Below are 13409 nucleotides of genomic sequence, written 5' to 3'. Positions count from 1 at the left end.
ATTGCAGGATGGAACGATGCCGCGATCGTCTCGCAGTATGCCATAACTCGCCGGATGCGAGGCGATTACTGCTCTCTCTGGGATATTCTCTCCTGCGCCATCCGTATCATCTCGCGCACCATCGAGCCGCCGATTCTGCCGCCGACATGTCCCGCTTCCTCCGTCGTCAGGTGACCGTTGTCACCGGGCGTCAGCGGCACGCCGAGCGACTTGGCCACCTCGTACTTCACGTCGTCCGGGTGCGCGGGATCGACCGCATAGCCCTCCTTGCGCATGACCTCGGCTTTAAACGCGTTGACGCCCTGCTCCGCGCCCGGGACGGCGAGCCGTCTCGATCTTCTTCTGGACATTCGCGGCACCACCCTTCCGTTTGATGAAGCTAGCTTGCGCTGCTGGCGGTTTGCTATTCTAAAAAAGAAAAGGGCCCGGCAGCAGATGCTGCCAGACCACTATATCGCGTATGCGGAATATTACTTGCTAAGCAGTTCGACTACGTCCTGCAGCTGCCACTGAATCGCGGCGGCGCTGAAGTCGTTCCAGTGCCCGCTGTCTACCAGGTACACCTGGTTTTTCTGAACGGCCGGGATGTTTTTCCAAGCCGTTTCCTTGAGCGCGTTGTAGGTGTCGATGTCCGGTTGTCCGTCCACCATGATGAACAGTCGGTCCGCGTCGGCTACGTTCTCCGGCACCTTCTCTTGGGTAACCTCGGTCGTCGCGGTCAACGTCTTCACGTGCTCGGTCGGCAGGAAGCCCAGATCTTCGTACAGCGGCGTGAACACCTTGGTCGGATGCTCGTAAATCTTTTTGCTCCAGAATTGGAGGATGCCGACCTTCTCGCCCTCGGCGATCTTGCCCTTGAGCTTCTCCTTGGCGTCAGTCGCCTTGGCCTTGTAGCCGTCGAGGAACGCCTGCTTCCGGTCCTCGACGTTCAGCAGCGCGGCCAGATCGTCGAGCTGCTCGTACGGCGTCTTGCCGAACGTCGTCGCATAGGTAGGCGCGATCTTCTGCAGCGCATCCACCACTTCGGGCTTGAAGTAGTTGCTCACGATGATCAGGTCGGGCGTCGCAGCCACGACCTTCTCGTTGTCGGCTTCCTGATCGCCTACGCTCTCGATGCCGGCGACGGCTTCGGGCTCGTCCTTGTACTTATCCAGGTAGTAATTAATCGTGCCGACCGGCTTAACGCCAAGCGCCAGCAAATCGCCGAAGTTGTTGAGCGCGACGACGCGCTCCGCCTTCGCGGGCACCTCGACTTCGCGGCCCATGCCGTCGGTGACCTTCTTCGTCGTCGCGCCCGCTTCGGACGATGCGGATGCGGACGGCGAGGCCGAGGGGCTGGCGCTGGCTGACGCCGAGGCGCTCGCGGACGGGGAGGCGCCGGAGGAGGCGTTGTTATTGTTTTTGCTGCCGCAGGCGGTGACGACGCTGACGAGCAGCAGGATGAATGTGAGGAGCAAGCCGGATTTGCGGAACTTAGACATGTACGTATTCTCTCCTTGGAGGGTTTGTATGGTGCAAGCGTACCGTTAAAACGAAATCGATTAGACGATAACGATTCTCAATATCACTCGGACTATCTTACCGAATATACGGCGATTTGGCAAGAACTTGCGCGAGCATTGGATACGATATGAATTTATATGAGGACATGTTATGTAGACACGCGCAAGACGCAGAGGGCCAATAACGATGTGCGGTATCGTTATTCGGCGGCGGAAGGCCTCAGCAGGCAAATAACGATGTGCGATATCGTTATCTTGTCGCCGACAGCCCGCAAAGAGAAAATAACGATGTGCGATATCGTTATTCTGTCGCGGACGGGAAGTGTAGAGATAATAAGGATGTGTCGCATCCTTATATCTTCAGCGCAAGTGCAGCCATGGCCAATAACGATGTGCCACGTCCTTATTCTGGCCGATGCCCTCTCCTTCATGCGGACAAAAAAACCGCCCCGGCCGAAGCCGGGGCGGAGCGTGCAGAATAGTCCTATTCTAATACCGCGAACAGACCCTTGATGTGCGTCAGATAGCGGATGTTGCTCATTTCCTTCATCAGCGTCGCAGGGAAGCCCTTGAAGCGGGTGCCGCTCGCGCCGACGGTGCCGACCGCGTCCTTGCGGCCGAGGCTGCCCAGCGTACCGGAGAATACCGGCTGGAACGTGTCCTGCACGCCGCCCTTGATCACGGCTGCCAGGTTGTGGCCGATGAGCTCGCCCATCTGCCAAGCCAGCTGTGCCGTAGGCGGATATGGACGCGCGCCTTCGCCCGGAATGACGACCGCGCAGTCGCCCGCGAGGTAAACCTCAGGGTGCGATGTCGATTGAAGCGTATCGGTAACCGATGCGCGTCCGCGGTTAACCTCGATGCCGCAGTTCGCGACGATCTCGTGACCTTGTACGCCGCCGGTCCAGATGATGGTGTTGGACTTCAGCGTGCGTCCGTCCTTCAGGGAGACGGTATCCTTGGTCGCCTCGGTGATGGCTACGCTGATGATGAACTCGACGCCGCGCTTCTCGAGGCTCGCTTGGGCGCGGGCGATGAGCTCCGGCGGGAAGATCGGCAGGATCGCCGGTCCGGCTTCGACGACGTACAGCTTGATGTCGGCCGGGTCGATGCCCTTGGCGCGTGCGACTTCAGGCAGCTTGTCGGCGAATTCGCCGACGAGCTCGATGCCCGTCAGGCCGCCGCCGCCGACGACGATCGTCGCGTCGGCCGGATCCTTGGACGCCTTGTATGCGTCAAGACGCGCATGAACGTGCTCGCGGATCTTGTTGGCGTCGTTGACGGACTTCAGCACGAAGCTGTTCTCCTGCAGCCCCGGGATGCCAAAGTAAGCCGTCTCGGAGCCGAGGGCGATGACGAGGTTGTCGTACGTGTACGTACCGCCGCCAGCCGTCGTGACCTTCTTGTCGTCAGGCTTGATCTCCTTGACGGTATCGATGATCAGGTTGATGCCTTGGTTCTTCAGCAGCTTGGCGAGCGGGAGCGCGACAGCCGGTTCGCTGATCGTGCCTGCAGCCAGACGGTGCAGCTCGGTGATGATCTGGTGGGTCGGATAACGGTTGATGACCGTAATCGCCGCTTCGTGGACGCTCAGGTGCTGACGAGCCGTCAGCGCGCTCAGCAATCCGCCGTAACCGCCGCCCAGGATCAAGATTTGTTTAGCCATGGTCCATCCTCCGTTCAAGAGTCAGTGGTTTGGGGATTAGCGTTGCTGCTGGCGCTCCGCCAGTACGTTCAGGAATGCTTGGGTGTAGCGCAGCGTCTTCTGCACTTGCGGATCCTTCAGCATCTTGAGCAGGCCGAAAAGACCGACGGCTTGCGTGTCGGCTTCTGCGCGATCGCCAGCTTCGATCGCCGCGGATGCGAGACCCTTGGCCTTGTCGACGACGGGCGTGAAGAACTCGACGAGGCCGGCCTTCGTGTCGTTGATGAAAACTTGGTCCTTGGCGAGGCCGGACGCGAAGTCGTACGCCGCGGTCAGCGTCGTCACCATCTCGGTCAGCTTGGGAAGGTTGTCCACCAGCGTGGTGAGCGATTGTTGAACTTCCGGCTTCATCAGTTGATCCAGCACATCTTGAGCCTTTTGCGCGTCGACGGCTTGCTCGGCGCCTTGCGTTTGCGGTGTGGTAGTCATGAGACAAAGTCCTCCTTTACAGTAAGGTCATGCGGTCTCTTGCGAATCTCCGTCTCGAAGGACGAAGGGGCACGGGAGGCGGGCGACGTTTGTACCATTTTTCACATAAAAAGGCGTGCCGCTATTCCTTTTGGCTTCTTCGTATTCGAACCGGAAGGTCGAAATGAACCCTTGCCCATATTTTACACCCGTTTGCGTCCCAGATGTAAAAAAATTAAAAAGCTAATATGTGTCTATTTTGTGTCGGCGTTTGTCGGATCGGCGGATACGGGCGCGGACGATGACGACACATAGGCGGCTCGGCTCGAGCCGAGCCCGAATACGAGCGTCAGCGCCACCACTCCTAGCATTACGCCGAGCGGCGCCTGCCACCCGCCCGTGCGGTCATGCACGAAGCCGATAAACGCAGGGCCGACCGCGGCTACGAGATAACCAACGGACTGAGCCATGCCGGACAGCTCGGTCGCCTCCGCCGCCGTGCGGGTGCGCAGCGCGAATAAAACGAGGCATAGGCTGAAGCTCGCGCCGGCCCCGATCCCGATCAGGATGACCCACAGCGCGGTCAGAGGCCCGGCCGCGGTGTCGAAGAACAAGCCCGCATAGCCGACCAGCAGCATCGCGATGACGACGGCCATGATGCCGCGTTGGCTCGGACGACGGGCGGCCAGTACGGGCGCCAGGAAGTTGGCGGGCAATCCGATGATCTGCATCAGGGAGAGCATCCATCCTGCCGTGCCGGCACTCATGCCGCGATCCTGCAGGAGTTCGGGGAGCCAGGTCACGTTGACGTAGAAGATAATGGACTGGAAGCCCATGTAGAACGTGACCTGCCAAGCCAATGGCGAGCGCCACAAGCGGATCGCCGGCGACTGCTGCCGGCGGTCCGCGCGCTCTCGCCGTCCGCGGCTAACTTGCGGCAGCCAGGCGATCATGGCCAGCGCCGACGCGATGCCCCATACGCCGAGCGCGCCTCTCCATCCGAAGCCGGGCGTATCCGCGATCGGGATGCTCACGCCGGACGCGATGCCGGCGACCAGCGTCAGCGCGACGGAGTAAATGCCCGTCATGGAGCCCGCGCGGCTGGCGAAGTCCCGCTTGATGAGGGCGGGCACGAGCACGTTGCCTACGCCGATGCCCAGGCCGATGAGAGCGGTGCCGACGAACAGCAGCGCCGAGTTGGGAGCGGCCCGCACGATGACGCCGGCCGTGATCAGGGCCATGCCGGCCAGCAGCACGTTCTCGGCGCCGAAGCGGCGGGACAGCTTGGGGGCGACGGGCGCGATCACCGCGAAGGCGATCAGGCCCAGCGTCGTGAGCATGCCGGCGCCTGCCCCGGACAGGCCAAGGTCGTCCTTGATGCGGCCGACGACCGGCCCCACCGTGGTGAGAGCGCCCCGCAGATTCGCCGCGATCAGCACGATGCCGACGGCCAGCCACAAGAGCCGTCCGCGCTTCGCCTTCTCCGCCCTGTCGCGCTCCTGCGCGAGCTCGAGGGCCAAGTCGCGATCGAATTCCGCTTGCTCTTCCTGCCGGTTCCCGAGCTGCGGCGATACGCTTTTGACAGTCGCCTTATCTTGATGATCCTTTGATTTTCCCATGGTCGTTAACCTCCGCGCATCTCCTTCAGCATGCGCCAAATCTGCTGCGCGAATGCCGATCGGCCCCGGTAACTTCTACCCCGGTCAATTCCCGAATTGTAACATACTATGTCAAGTCCGGCACGGACAGGACCGCATAATTAGGCGCGGCGCACGGGAAGCTATAAAGGCAATCGTAACGATGCCTGGGAGGGTGATATCGATATGTCCGGACGCAACAACAAGCCCGAGAACGGCGGACCTGCGGGCCATCCCGGCAGACTGGACCAGTTCGGGGACAAGCTGGGCTCGCGCAACGAGGAAGAATTCCAAGCGGCGGCGGATGCCGCGTGCAGTACGGAAACGAAGGGCAAGCGCCGCGGATAATCGCGGATGCCGCGCAGCGCCAGCCGGCCGGAGCGGCGCCGAAGCGAGCCCGCTCCGGGCCAGAACCGAACGAGAGGAGGCGCGCGAGCGATGAATGGCGATACGCACGAATTCGTCGAGCAGGTCCATGAGCGCCAGCGCAAGGATAAGCGCAACAAGGCGCATCAGGGTCAAGGCACCCAGGGACAAAAGGTGTCTTCGAGGCAGCACAGCACGAATAAATAAAAGCGGCGCGCCTCAAGCATGCATGAGGCGCGCCGTTTTCCTATGGCTAAGGTCGAAGCTCTATATATTCTATTCCGTCACCACACCGGCCTGAACTTCGTGGCGCCTTCGCCGAAGGTTCGCACGATATCGCGCATCGTCTGCGTGAGCCGCTCCGCCTCGCGCTCCCCGAGCCGATCCCGCCACCTTCGCTCCATGGCCCCGAATTGCGCTTCGGTCGCCCGGATGCAGGCCCACCCTCTCTCCGTGAGCACGACCAGCTTGCCGCGCCCGTCGCTCGGATGCGGACGCCGCTCGACGTAGCCGCGGCCCTCGAGGTAGTCGATCATCTGCGTGGCGGCTTGCTTGGTAATCTCCAGATGTTCCGCGAGCTCGATTCCGGTCGCTCCTCCGAACGAGAGCTTCTGGAAGGCGTAGCCGTGCGAGGGCCGCACGTCGTCGAACCCTTGCGCGGCCAGCTCCCTATGCAGCTCGTCGACCGCCGCGCGGAAGGCGGTCGCGAACAAAAAAGTCAACTCGTAGCTCCAGGCGCCCCCCTCGGACATGGCGCTTCCCTCCCGAACTTAACGTCCTGCTTGTCGCAGTCCATTGTATCACAAGAGGCGCGCGCCGGCGGAAAGACCGCGGGGCGCATCGGCGCCAGCCGTCCCTTCGTTCCCTCCTAAGCGCGTCCCTCCGTGCGGTCTACGCGGCAGGCAGGCTGCTCGTTCAGCTCCGCCCCGATCTGGCGCAGCAACGAAGCGGTATCGAATAACGCCCAATGCTCGGCGATCCGGCCGTCCGCGACGCGGTACTCCCGGTATAACTTGGCGTCGATCGGCAGTCCCGTCGCCGCTTGGCCCCTGAAGCTGCCTAAGTGGGTGCCCGTCATCCGAAGCCGGACGACGACGCGATCGCGCTCGGCCGTGACGCTCTCGACCGCCGATCTCTGATCGGGAAAAGCCGCCCGCAGCCTTTCCGCCATGCCGAGCAGCCCTTCGGCATTGCCCGGTTCGTAGGCATGGTCGTGGTAATCGTCCGCCAGCCAGCGCCCGAGGCATCCCCTTGGTTCCAGAAGCGTTCGATGAAGGCGAGCGCGACGTCCGCGGCCGCCGACTGCCCCGGGGAGACCGTATCTTCCGATTGTTCGCCCGGCAGGATATTACCCTCGTATTCATTGATTGGACTTGAAGCTTGAGATGGGTTCATCGTTTGTGCCTCCTCCGCATTATAGTCAACTAAGTTGACTAATTATAAGTTAACACACATCATCCATATAGTAAAGTTAATTGACTAAATGAACAAACGGCGGAATCAATGGCTATATCTATGGACGCTCACGGGGATGCACGCTCGTTAACCGGATGATATAATCACAGTTAACAATTCATGGCGCAAGGAGGGAATATCTATGACAATCAAGCTACGCGGGCATCATCTGCTCTGCCTGCTAGGGTACAGAGGGAAAGGGTATTCGGCCGGCTTCTGCGCGAACATGACGCGCGTATACGAGCGGCTGCGGGCGGAGCCGGAGACGGAGATCGAGCTGGTCCTCGGGCCGGACGACATCTGCGCAGCGTTTCCCACGGACCAGGAGCCGCATTGCGAGAACGCCAGCGTGTACCGCAAGGACGAGGAGATCGCGCGGCGGATCGGCATCGCGGTCGGCGAGCGGCGGACATGGGCGGACGTGACGGCCGCCGTGGCGGTACGCGTGCAGCCGCACGACATCGGCTCCCTCTGCAGAGACTGCAGATGGGAGCCGTATGGTCTGTGCCGCGAAGGCGTGGCGCATATTCGGTTAACGCCTCAGCTGCGGGAGCTGCCCCCCGCCTGACGCGGCGTCAGACGGAGGTGCGGCGCAGCAGCGCATAGGAGATCGCCATGCACAGGAGCGTGAGCGGCGCGGTGCCGCCGGCGAGCTCGAGCATCGTGCGGTCCGTCAGCCAATGGCCGAGATCGATCCACCAGCCTTGCTGCGTCATGACGTAGCTCCAGACCGTTCCGATCGCGAGGATGGCGATGGAGAGGATGAACATCCCGTTTTTGCCGAAACGCTTGGCGACGCAGGCGATCAAGAATCCGAGGTAGAACAAGAAGACGATCAGCAGGAAGTAGATTAGGAACTGAACGGGCGCGGAGCCTTCGCTGACAAAGGGCAGGTGAAAGAAGTAGAGTCCGATTCCCCAGCCCTCGGTCCACTCGCTCTCGACGTACGACAGCAAGGTCAAGCCGGCCGCGCAGATGGCGCCTACCAGGCCGATCGCGCCCCCCGTGCCCCAGAAGTAATCGGACCTGCGGACGCTGAAGCCGAGCAAGAAGGGCAGGGTGCTGGACACCGACATGATCCCGGCCGCGAGCATATAGATGTACAAGGACGCGACGCCGCCCGTCGTAATGTCTTCCTTGGCGAAGTAAGCGGTGATGAGATTCACGACGAAGCTCGAACCGGATATGATCCAGGGCAGCAGGAACCAGCTGAATTTGTCCTTCAGAATCGTGGACGTGACCGCCTTCATTCTTCCGCGTTGGGCGATATTCATGACGAGATCGCCTCCTTTTCCCCTAATTTGCCGCCCGTTAAATGCACGATCAGCTGCTGCAGCGACACCGGCGCGAATTCCAGACCGCGTTCCGCGGCTTCCCTGCGCACCTGCGCGCCCGCCTCTCCCATGACCGTCGCCGAAGCGATCGCGCCCATCGTCTCTCGCGCCAGCACCTTTTTACCGGCGACGAACGCATCGAGCTTGGCCGCCGAGCCTACGACGCTGTAGGCCATTCCCGACAGCCGCTCCACGTCCTGATCCAGCAGCAGCTTGCCCTGATCGATCAGCAGCACGTGCTCCAGCAGGCGGCTCACCTCGTCGATCAAGTGCGTCGACAGAATGACGGTCCGCGGATGCTCCGCATAATCTTCCAGCAGCCGGTCGTAGAAAATACTCCGGGCGACCGCGTCCAACCCGAGATACGGCTCATCGAAGATCGTCAGCGGCGCCCGGCTCGCCAGACCGACGACGACGCCGACGGCGGACAGCATGCCGCGCGAGAGCTTCTGCACCTTGCGCTTCATCGGCAGCCCGAACGCCCCGGCCAGATCTGCCGCGTACGCCGCGTCCCAGTTCGGATGCAGCATGGCGGATACCTCCAGCACGTCCTTCACGGTGAACATCGGCGGATACTTCTGACTCTCCTTGATGAAGCAGAGGCGGCTCAGTACGGACTCGTTCTCGAACGGCGCTTCGCCGAATACTGCGATGTCCCCGCTCGATGCGAATTGCTGCGCCGTCAGCATGTGCATGATGGTCGTCTTGCCGGCGCCGTTGCGTCCGAGGAGGCCGTAGATCTTGTTCTCCTCCAGCTCGAAGCTCACGCCTTGGACCGCCGCCGTACCGCCGTAGGTCTTGGTCAGGTTCGTTACCTTCACGATCGCGCTCATGACTTGCTCCCTCCCTTGCGAACCATGTCCGCCAGCTGGTCCTGCGTGATGCCGATCTTTTCCGCTTCCCGCATCATCGTCACCACATACTGCTCGAAGAACTGCTCCTTGCGCTTCTCGACCAGGCTCGCCTTCGCCCCCGCCGCCACGAACATGCCGATCCCTCTCTTCTTGTAAAGAATGCCTTGCTCCGTCAACAGGTTGACGCCCTTGGCCGCCGTCGCCGGATTGATCTGGTAGAATGCCGCGAATTGATTGGTCGACGGTACTTGGGACTCCTCCGGCAGCGCGCCTTCGATAATGTCGTTCTCGATGCGCTCGGCGATCTGCACGAATATCGGACGGCTGTCGTCGATCAGAAAGCTCATCGTTAAACCTCACCACCCAACTGGTTAATTACTTATGTAACTAACCATACAACATGCCGAATATCGCGTCAAGCGGGCGAGAGCCTATTTTTAAAAAGTATCTTGCGAATGTGAGCAATCGACGAGAAATCAAGACGGCGCGGACGTGCTACAATGAGGATCGAAGCATGGCAGTCCGCAGCATGACGAGCTTCGAGCGAATCGGCGCGAGCCACGGAGGAGAACACCATGACCAAAGAATTGTGGATCAATCTGCCCAGCAAAGACCTGGAGCGCACGAGACGGTTCTATCGCGATATCGGCTTCTCGTCTAATCCGAACTTCCCCGGCGGCGATTCGGCCGTCAGCCTGCTCGTCGGCAACCCGCAGATCGTCGTGATGCTGTTCCCGGAGGAGACGTTCGGCGGCTTCGCGGGCAGTCCGGTATCGGATGCCGGCGCGGCGGCAGAGGTGCTGCTGTCGATCGGGGCGGAGTCCCGCGAGGAAGTGGACGCGCTCGCAGCCAAGGCGGCCGCGGCCGGCGGCGAGCTCTACGCGAAGCCCGGGGAGAGCCAAGGGTGGATGTACGCGTGCGGATTCGCGGATCCGGACGGGCATCGGTGGAACGTGCTCTATATGGATACGGATAAAATGCCCGGGAGATGACCGGGGCGAGCGGTCGCTGCGGCGAACCCGCAAGACGCCAAAAAACCGTCCAGGCTGCGCGCCCGGACGGTTTTTTCCCGTTCTTCGTTTCCGCATCGTCGCTCGCTTATTCCCCCCGCATGCGGGAGACGAACAGCTCGACGTACGCGGCATCCCATTGCGTGCCGCGCCCCTCTTCGAGGATGGCCAGCGCCTTGTGAACCGGCATCCCCCTGCGATACGGCCGGTCCGACGTCATCGCGTCAAAAGCATCCGCTACCGCGATGATGCGCCCTGTCGCCGGTATGTCTTCGCCTCGCAGCCCGTCCGGATACCCGCCTCCGTCGTAACGCTCATGGTGCGAGCGCACGCCGGGCAGCAGTGGCGCCAGCGCTTCGCGGGGCTCGACCTGCAGCAGGATGCCTTCCCCCAGCACCGGATGCTGCTTGATCTGCTCGAACTCCTCCTCCGTCAACTTCCCGTCCTTGAGCAGCACGCTGTCGCGAACGCCGATCTTGCCGATGTCGTGAAGCAGCGCCGACTTGTTCAATACGTCGAGCTCGTCGGCGGAGAGGCCCGCGGCTCTGCCGATGACCGCGCTGTATTCGGCGACCCGCTGCGAATGCCCCGCCGTGTACGCGTCCCGCGCGTCCAGCGCCGCCGCCAGCGTGGCGTAGTAGCTCTGCAGCAGCTGCGCGTTCGTCCGCTCCCGCGACCGCAGTCCGTCGACCATGCCGTTGAAGCCCGCCGTCAGCTGCGCGAATTCGTCGGAATACAGGTCGGACGCAGAAGTCTGAAGCCTACCCGCCTGCACCTCCGACATCGCCTCGTACAGCTCGCGGATCGGCTGCTGCACGTCCCGTCCGAGCAGCCAGGCGCCCAGCGAGGAGAAGCCGACGCCCGTCACGAGAATGAGACCCGCCCAGCTCCAATAGTCGTAGCCGAGATCGCGCGACCAACCGTTCAGGCGGATCTGCGTCGCCAAGCTGAACAGGATCACGGGGAACGTCCCGATCAGAAACGCGCTCAGCTGGAACTTGCGCTGGATCGAGACGAGGACGCGCCCGTGCAGGGAGATATCCGCGCCGTACATCCCGCGTCCGAGCGCTCTGAGGTGTACGAGCAGCGGGCGAATGGCCTGCGCCGTGAGGAAAAACTCGATTAAAGCGTGCATGCAGGCGACAAGCACGGCGCCCGCGGCCGCCAATCCGATATAGTAGTACGGCAGATCGGCCCAGCCCAGCCGGATCGCCAGCAGCGCCATAGCGCTCGCGGGCAGCGACAGCCCCACCAGATGCGGGCCGAGCGTGCGGGCGACGGCCAGCGACGGCAGCCGATGCGCTCTCAGGTAAGCCGCCTCGATCTGCGCAAGCGCGGGCCGCGCCGAACGGAACAGGTCGCGGATAGGCGCCATATGTCTGCGGAAGGCGAAGTATTCGGCGGTGAACATCGTGATGAGGGAGAGCAGCAGGATCGCCTGCAAATGGAGCAGCTCGCCCCGAGGCACGCTGAGGCTGCCCGATAGGATGGCGCCGCCCACGCCGAGCACGGCGACGACCGAGCCGAAGATGTAATTGCTTACGAGCCGGGCCACAAAGGATCTGTACGGCGACTGCGCCATGCTGGGAATGCCTCCTCTATCTGTCTCTCTCACTATGAGGGAGGGCCGTTCGCGCGTAAAGGCCTAACTTGCGGCTTGCGGCGCGCCGCGCAAGGGCCGAGAGGGGAGGCTCCGCCGCGTCGGCGGCAGCCGGCGCTTTGTTTTCCCGGGCCGGCCATTTGGGTTATGATGAGGACATACGCCGCTTAGCGCAACAGCGAGCGCTAACTTGAGGAGGTGCCTGCCGTGAAGCAGGAATTAATCGACCGGTTCGTCAAATACGTGCAAGTGGATACCCAATCGGACGACAACAGCCCGTCGTGTCCGTCCACGCCGGGGCAATGGACCTTGCTCCGCATGCTCGAGGAAGAGCTGAGGAGCATCGGCATGGAGGAGGTATCGGTGGACGCCAACGGCTACCTGATGGCCACCCTGCCGTCCAATACGGACGCGGACGTGCCGACGATCGGCTTTCTGGCGCATGTCGACACCGCCACCGACTTCACCGGCGCGAACGTCAAGCCTCAGTTCGTCTATAACTACGCCGGCGGGGACATCGTGCTGAACTCGGCGCTGAAAATCGTTCTTTCTCCCGAGCGTTTCCCCGATCTCGCCCGTTATGTCGGCCACACGCTCATCACGACCGACGGCACGACGCTGCTCGGCGCGGACGACAAGGCCGGCATCGCCGAGATCGTGACCGCGATGTCCTACCTGATCCGCCACCCGGAGATCAAGCACGGCCGCATCCGCGTCGCCTTCACGCCCGACGAGGAGATCGGCCGGGGCCCGCACCGGTTCGACGTGGCCGCGTTCGGCGCGAAGTATGCGTATACGATGGACGGAGGGCCGCTCGGCGAGCTGGAGTACGAGAACTTTAATGCGGCGGGAGCCGTCGTGACCGTGAAGGGAACCAACGTGCATCCCGGCAGCGCCAAGGGGAAGATGGTCAATTCCGCCAAGATCGCGATGGCCTTCCACGCCCGGCTGCCGGAGGCGGAGGCGCCCGAGTTCACGGAAGGGTACGAGGGGTTCTATCATCTGCACGCGATCGAGGGCGAAGTGGAGCGGACGACGCTGCACTACCTGGTGCGCGACCATGACCGGAACCAGTTCGAACGCCGCAAGAACGTGCTGGAGAACATCGCGGAGGAGTTCCGCCAGACGTACGGCGAGGACAGCATCGAGCTGACGATCAAGGACAGGTACTACAACATGCGGGAGAAAATCGAGCCCGTCATGCACATCGTCGACATCGCCCGGGAAGCGATGGAGAGTCTCGGCATCGCGCCGGTCATCAAGCCGATCCGCGGCGGCACGGACGGCTCCCAGCTGTCCTATATGGGCCTGCCTACGCCCAATATCTTCACCGGCGGGGAGAACTATCATGGCAAGTACGAATTCGCGTCCGTCGACAATATGGCGCAGGCCGTCAAGGTCATCGTGGAAATCGCGCAGCGCTACGAGCAGAGAGCGCGTGGATAACGCGCGGAGCCCGGCGGGGAGCTGGGAGGGCGGAGGCTTGGCAGGGGTCCGGGAAGGCGGAGGCTTGGCGGAGGTCCGGGAGGGCGGAGGCT

16 protein-coding genes are annotated in these 13409 nt (G+C 62.3%); 5 read left to right on the top strand and 11 right to left on the bottom strand.

Going from position 1 to position 13409, the window contains the following annotated elements:
• Nucleotides 1–65: 65 nt before the first annotated feature.
• The 5 genes from PQG80_RS16715 to PQG80_RS16695 all read right to left on the bottom strand — a co-directional run bounded on the left by PQG80_RS16715 (nt 66) and on the right by PQG80_RS16695 (nt 5234).
• Nucleotides 66–350, bottom strand: a complete 285-nt coding sequence (locus tag PQG80_RS16715) for an alpha/beta-type small acid-soluble spore protein (RefSeq protein WP_271752561.1) — start codon at nt 348–350, stop codon at nt 66–68.
• A 120-nt stretch (nt 351–470) separates the two neighbouring features.
• Complete coding sequence (locus PQG80_RS16710; protein ID WP_271752560.1) at nt 471–1481, bottom strand: ABC transporter substrate-binding protein; 1011 nt, start codon at nt 1479–1481, stop codon at nt 471–473.
• 505 nt (nt 1482–1986) lie between these two features.
• Nucleotides 1987–3168, bottom strand: a complete 1182-nt coding sequence (locus PQG80_RS16705; protein WP_271752559.1) for an NAD(P)/FAD-dependent oxidoreductase — start codon at nt 3166–3168, stop codon at nt 1987–1989.
• A 36-nt stretch (nt 3169–3204) separates the two neighbouring features.
• Nucleotides 3205–3636 carry a DUF1641 domain-containing protein gene (locus tag PQG80_RS16700; RefSeq protein WP_271752558.1) on the bottom strand — a complete coding sequence of 144 codons (432 nt, stop codon included), beginning with the start codon at nt 3634–3636 and terminating at the stop codon, nt 3205–3207.
• A gap of 233 nt (nt 3637–3869) precedes the next feature.
• Nucleotides 3870–5234 carry a CynX/NimT family MFS transporter gene (locus PQG80_RS16695; RefSeq protein WP_271752557.1) on the bottom strand — a complete coding sequence of 455 codons (1365 nt, stop codon included), beginning with the start codon at nt 5232–5234 and terminating at the stop codon, nt 3870–3872.
• Nucleotides 5235–5438: 204 nt separating this feature from the next.
• Between PQG80_RS16695 and PQG80_RS16690 the strand changes: the two genes are divergently transcribed.
• Together PQG80_RS16690 and PQG80_RS16685 are read left to right on the top strand one after the other, a co-directional pair.
• Entirely contained in the window at nt 5439–5600 is a 162-nt protein-coding gene (locus PQG80_RS16690) for a hypothetical protein (protein ID WP_271752555.1), read from the top strand.
• Between the two features lie 90 nt (nt 5601–5690).
• A complete protein-coding gene (locus PQG80_RS16685) occupies nt 5691–5825 on the top strand; it encodes a DUF4023 family protein (protein ID WP_271752554.1) in 135 nt (44 codons plus the stop codon).
• Nucleotides 5826–5902: 77 nt separating this feature from the next.
• On the opposite strand, the gene PQG80_RS16680 is transcribed toward PQG80_RS16685, so the two are convergent.
• Together PQG80_RS16680 and PQG80_RS16675 are read right to left on the bottom strand one after the other, a co-directional pair.
• On the bottom strand, nt 5903–6370 hold the full coding sequence (locus tag PQG80_RS16680; protein WP_271752553.1) for a MarR family winged helix-turn-helix transcriptional regulator: 468 nt from the start codon (nt 6368–6370) through the stop codon (nt 5903–5905).
• Between the two features lie 116 nt (nt 6371–6486).
• Nucleotides 6487–6849 carry an ester cyclase gene (locus PQG80_RS16675; protein ID WP_432432765.1) on the bottom strand — a complete coding sequence of 121 codons (363 nt, stop codon included), beginning with the start codon at nt 6847–6849 and terminating at the stop codon, nt 6487–6489.
• 366 nt (nt 6850–7215) lie between these two features.
• Between PQG80_RS16675 and PQG80_RS16670 the strand changes: the two genes are divergently transcribed.
• The gene (locus PQG80_RS16670) at nt 7216–7641 is read left to right on the top strand and encodes a DUF1284 domain-containing protein (protein WP_271752552.1); all 426 of its coding nucleotides are present in this window, start codon (nt 7216–7218) and stop codon (nt 7639–7641) included.
• A 7-nt stretch (nt 7642–7648) separates the two neighbouring features.
• On the opposite strand, the gene PQG80_RS16665 is transcribed toward PQG80_RS16670, so the two are convergent.
• From PQG80_RS16665 to PQG80_RS16655, 3 genes are read right to left on the bottom strand one after another with little or no spacing between them, the layout of a single operon-like run.
• Complete coding sequence (locus PQG80_RS16665) at nt 7649–8347, bottom strand: hypothetical protein (RefSeq protein ID WP_271752551.1); 699 nt, start codon at nt 8345–8347, stop codon at nt 7649–7651.
• Nucleotides 8344–9240: an ABC transporter ATP-binding protein gene (locus PQG80_RS16660; protein ID WP_271752550.1), complete on the bottom strand. Its 897-nt coding sequence runs from the start codon at nt 9238–9240 to the stop codon at nt 8344–8346. Before PQG80_RS16660 ends, PQG80_RS16665 begins: the two co-directional genes overlap by 4 nt.
• Nucleotides 9237–9608 (bottom strand): GntR family transcriptional regulator, encoded by a 372-nt coding sequence (locus PQG80_RS16655; RefSeq protein ID WP_271752549.1) that lies wholly within the window; start codon nt 9606–9608, stop codon nt 9237–9239. The genes PQG80_RS16660 and PQG80_RS16655 overlap by 4 nt, the downstream gene beginning before the upstream one ends.
• A gap of 228 nt (nt 9609–9836) precedes the next feature.
• On the opposite strand from PQG80_RS16655, the gene PQG80_RS16650 reads away from it, so the two are divergent.
• On the top strand, nt 9837–10253 hold the full coding sequence (locus PQG80_RS16650) for a VOC family protein (RefSeq protein ID WP_271752547.1): 417 nt from the start codon (nt 9837–9839) through the stop codon (nt 10251–10253).
• 106 nt (nt 10254–10359) lie between these two features.
• On the opposite strand, the gene PQG80_RS16645 is transcribed toward PQG80_RS16650, so the two are convergent.
• Nucleotides 10360–11853 carry an HD domain-containing phosphohydrolase gene (locus PQG80_RS16645; RefSeq protein WP_271752546.1) on the bottom strand — a complete coding sequence of 498 codons (1494 nt, stop codon included), beginning with the start codon at nt 11851–11853 and terminating at the stop codon, nt 10360–10362.
• Nucleotides 11854–12078: 225 nt separating this feature from the next.
• On the opposite strand from PQG80_RS16645, the gene pepT reads away from it, so the two are divergent.
• Nucleotides 12079–13317, top strand: a complete 1239-nt coding sequence (gene pepT, locus PQG80_RS16640; protein WP_271752544.1) for a peptidase T — start codon at nt 12079–12081, stop codon at nt 13315–13317.
• The last annotated feature ends 92 nt before the right edge of the window (nt 13318–13409 follow it).

It is taken from the genome of Cohnella rhizoplanae, from assembly GCF_948329515.1.
Classification (GTDB): Bacteria; Bacillota; Bacilli; order Paenibacillales; family Paenibacillaceae; genus Cohnella; species Cohnella rhizoplanae.
The sequence above is the reverse complement of the archived record's forward strand: the minus strand, read 5'-3'. Positions and strand labels throughout refer to the sequence as shown.

What these genes read in the sequence shown, in the direction of transcription:
- PQG80_RS16715 (WP_271752561.1), bottom strand. Translation starts at nt 350, where the DNA reads ATGTCCAGAAGAAGATCGAGACGGCTCGCCGTCCCGGGCGCGGAGCAG.
- PQG80_RS16710 (WP_271752560.1), bottom strand. Translation starts at nt 1,481, where the DNA reads ATGTCTAAGTTCCGCAAATCCGGCTTGCTCCTCACATTCATCCTGCTG.
- PQG80_RS16705 (WP_271752559.1), bottom strand. Translation starts at nt 3,168, where the DNA reads ATGGCTAAACAAATCTTGATCCTGGGCGGCGGTTACGGCGGATTGCTG.
- PQG80_RS16700 (WP_271752558.1), bottom strand. Translation starts at nt 3,636, where the DNA reads ATGACTACCACACCGCAAACGCAAGGCGCCGAGCAAGCCGTCGACGCG.
- PQG80_RS16695 (WP_271752557.1), bottom strand. Translation starts at nt 5,234, where the DNA reads ATGGGAAAATCAAAGGATCATCAAGATAAGGCGACTGTCAAAAGCGTA.
- PQG80_RS16690 (WP_271752555.1), top strand. Translation starts at nt 5,439, where the DNA reads ATGTCCGGACGCAACAACAAGCCCGAGAACGGCGGACCTGCGGGCCAT.
- PQG80_RS16685 (WP_271752554.1), top strand. Translation starts at nt 5,691, where the DNA reads ATGAATGGCGATACGCACGAATTCGTCGAGCAGGTCCATGAGCGCCAG.
- PQG80_RS16680 (WP_271752553.1), bottom strand. Translation starts at nt 6,370, where the DNA reads ATGTCCGAGGGGGGCGCCTGGAGCTACGAGTTGACTTTTTTGTTCGCG.
- PQG80_RS16670 (WP_271752552.1), top strand. Translation starts at nt 7,216, where the DNA reads ATGACAATCAAGCTACGCGGGCATCATCTGCTCTGCCTGCTAGGGTAC.
- PQG80_RS16665 (WP_271752551.1), bottom strand. Translation starts at nt 8,347, where the DNA reads ATGAATATCGCCCAACGCGGAAGAATGAAGGCGGTCACGTCCACGATT.
- PQG80_RS16660 (WP_271752550.1), bottom strand. Translation starts at nt 9,240, where the DNA reads ATGAGCGCGATCGTGAAGGTAACGAACCTGACCAAGACCTACGGCGGT.
- PQG80_RS16655 (WP_271752549.1), bottom strand. Translation starts at nt 9,608, where the DNA reads ATGAGCTTTCTGATCGACGACAGCCGTCCGATATTCGTGCAGATCGCC.
- PQG80_RS16650 (WP_271752547.1), top strand. Translation starts at nt 9,837, where the DNA reads ATGACCAAAGAATTGTGGATCAATCTGCCCAGCAAAGACCTGGAGCGC.
- PQG80_RS16645 (WP_271752546.1), bottom strand. Translation starts at nt 11,853, where the DNA reads ATGGCGCAGTCGCCGTACAGATCCTTTGTGGCCCGGCTCGTAAGCAAT.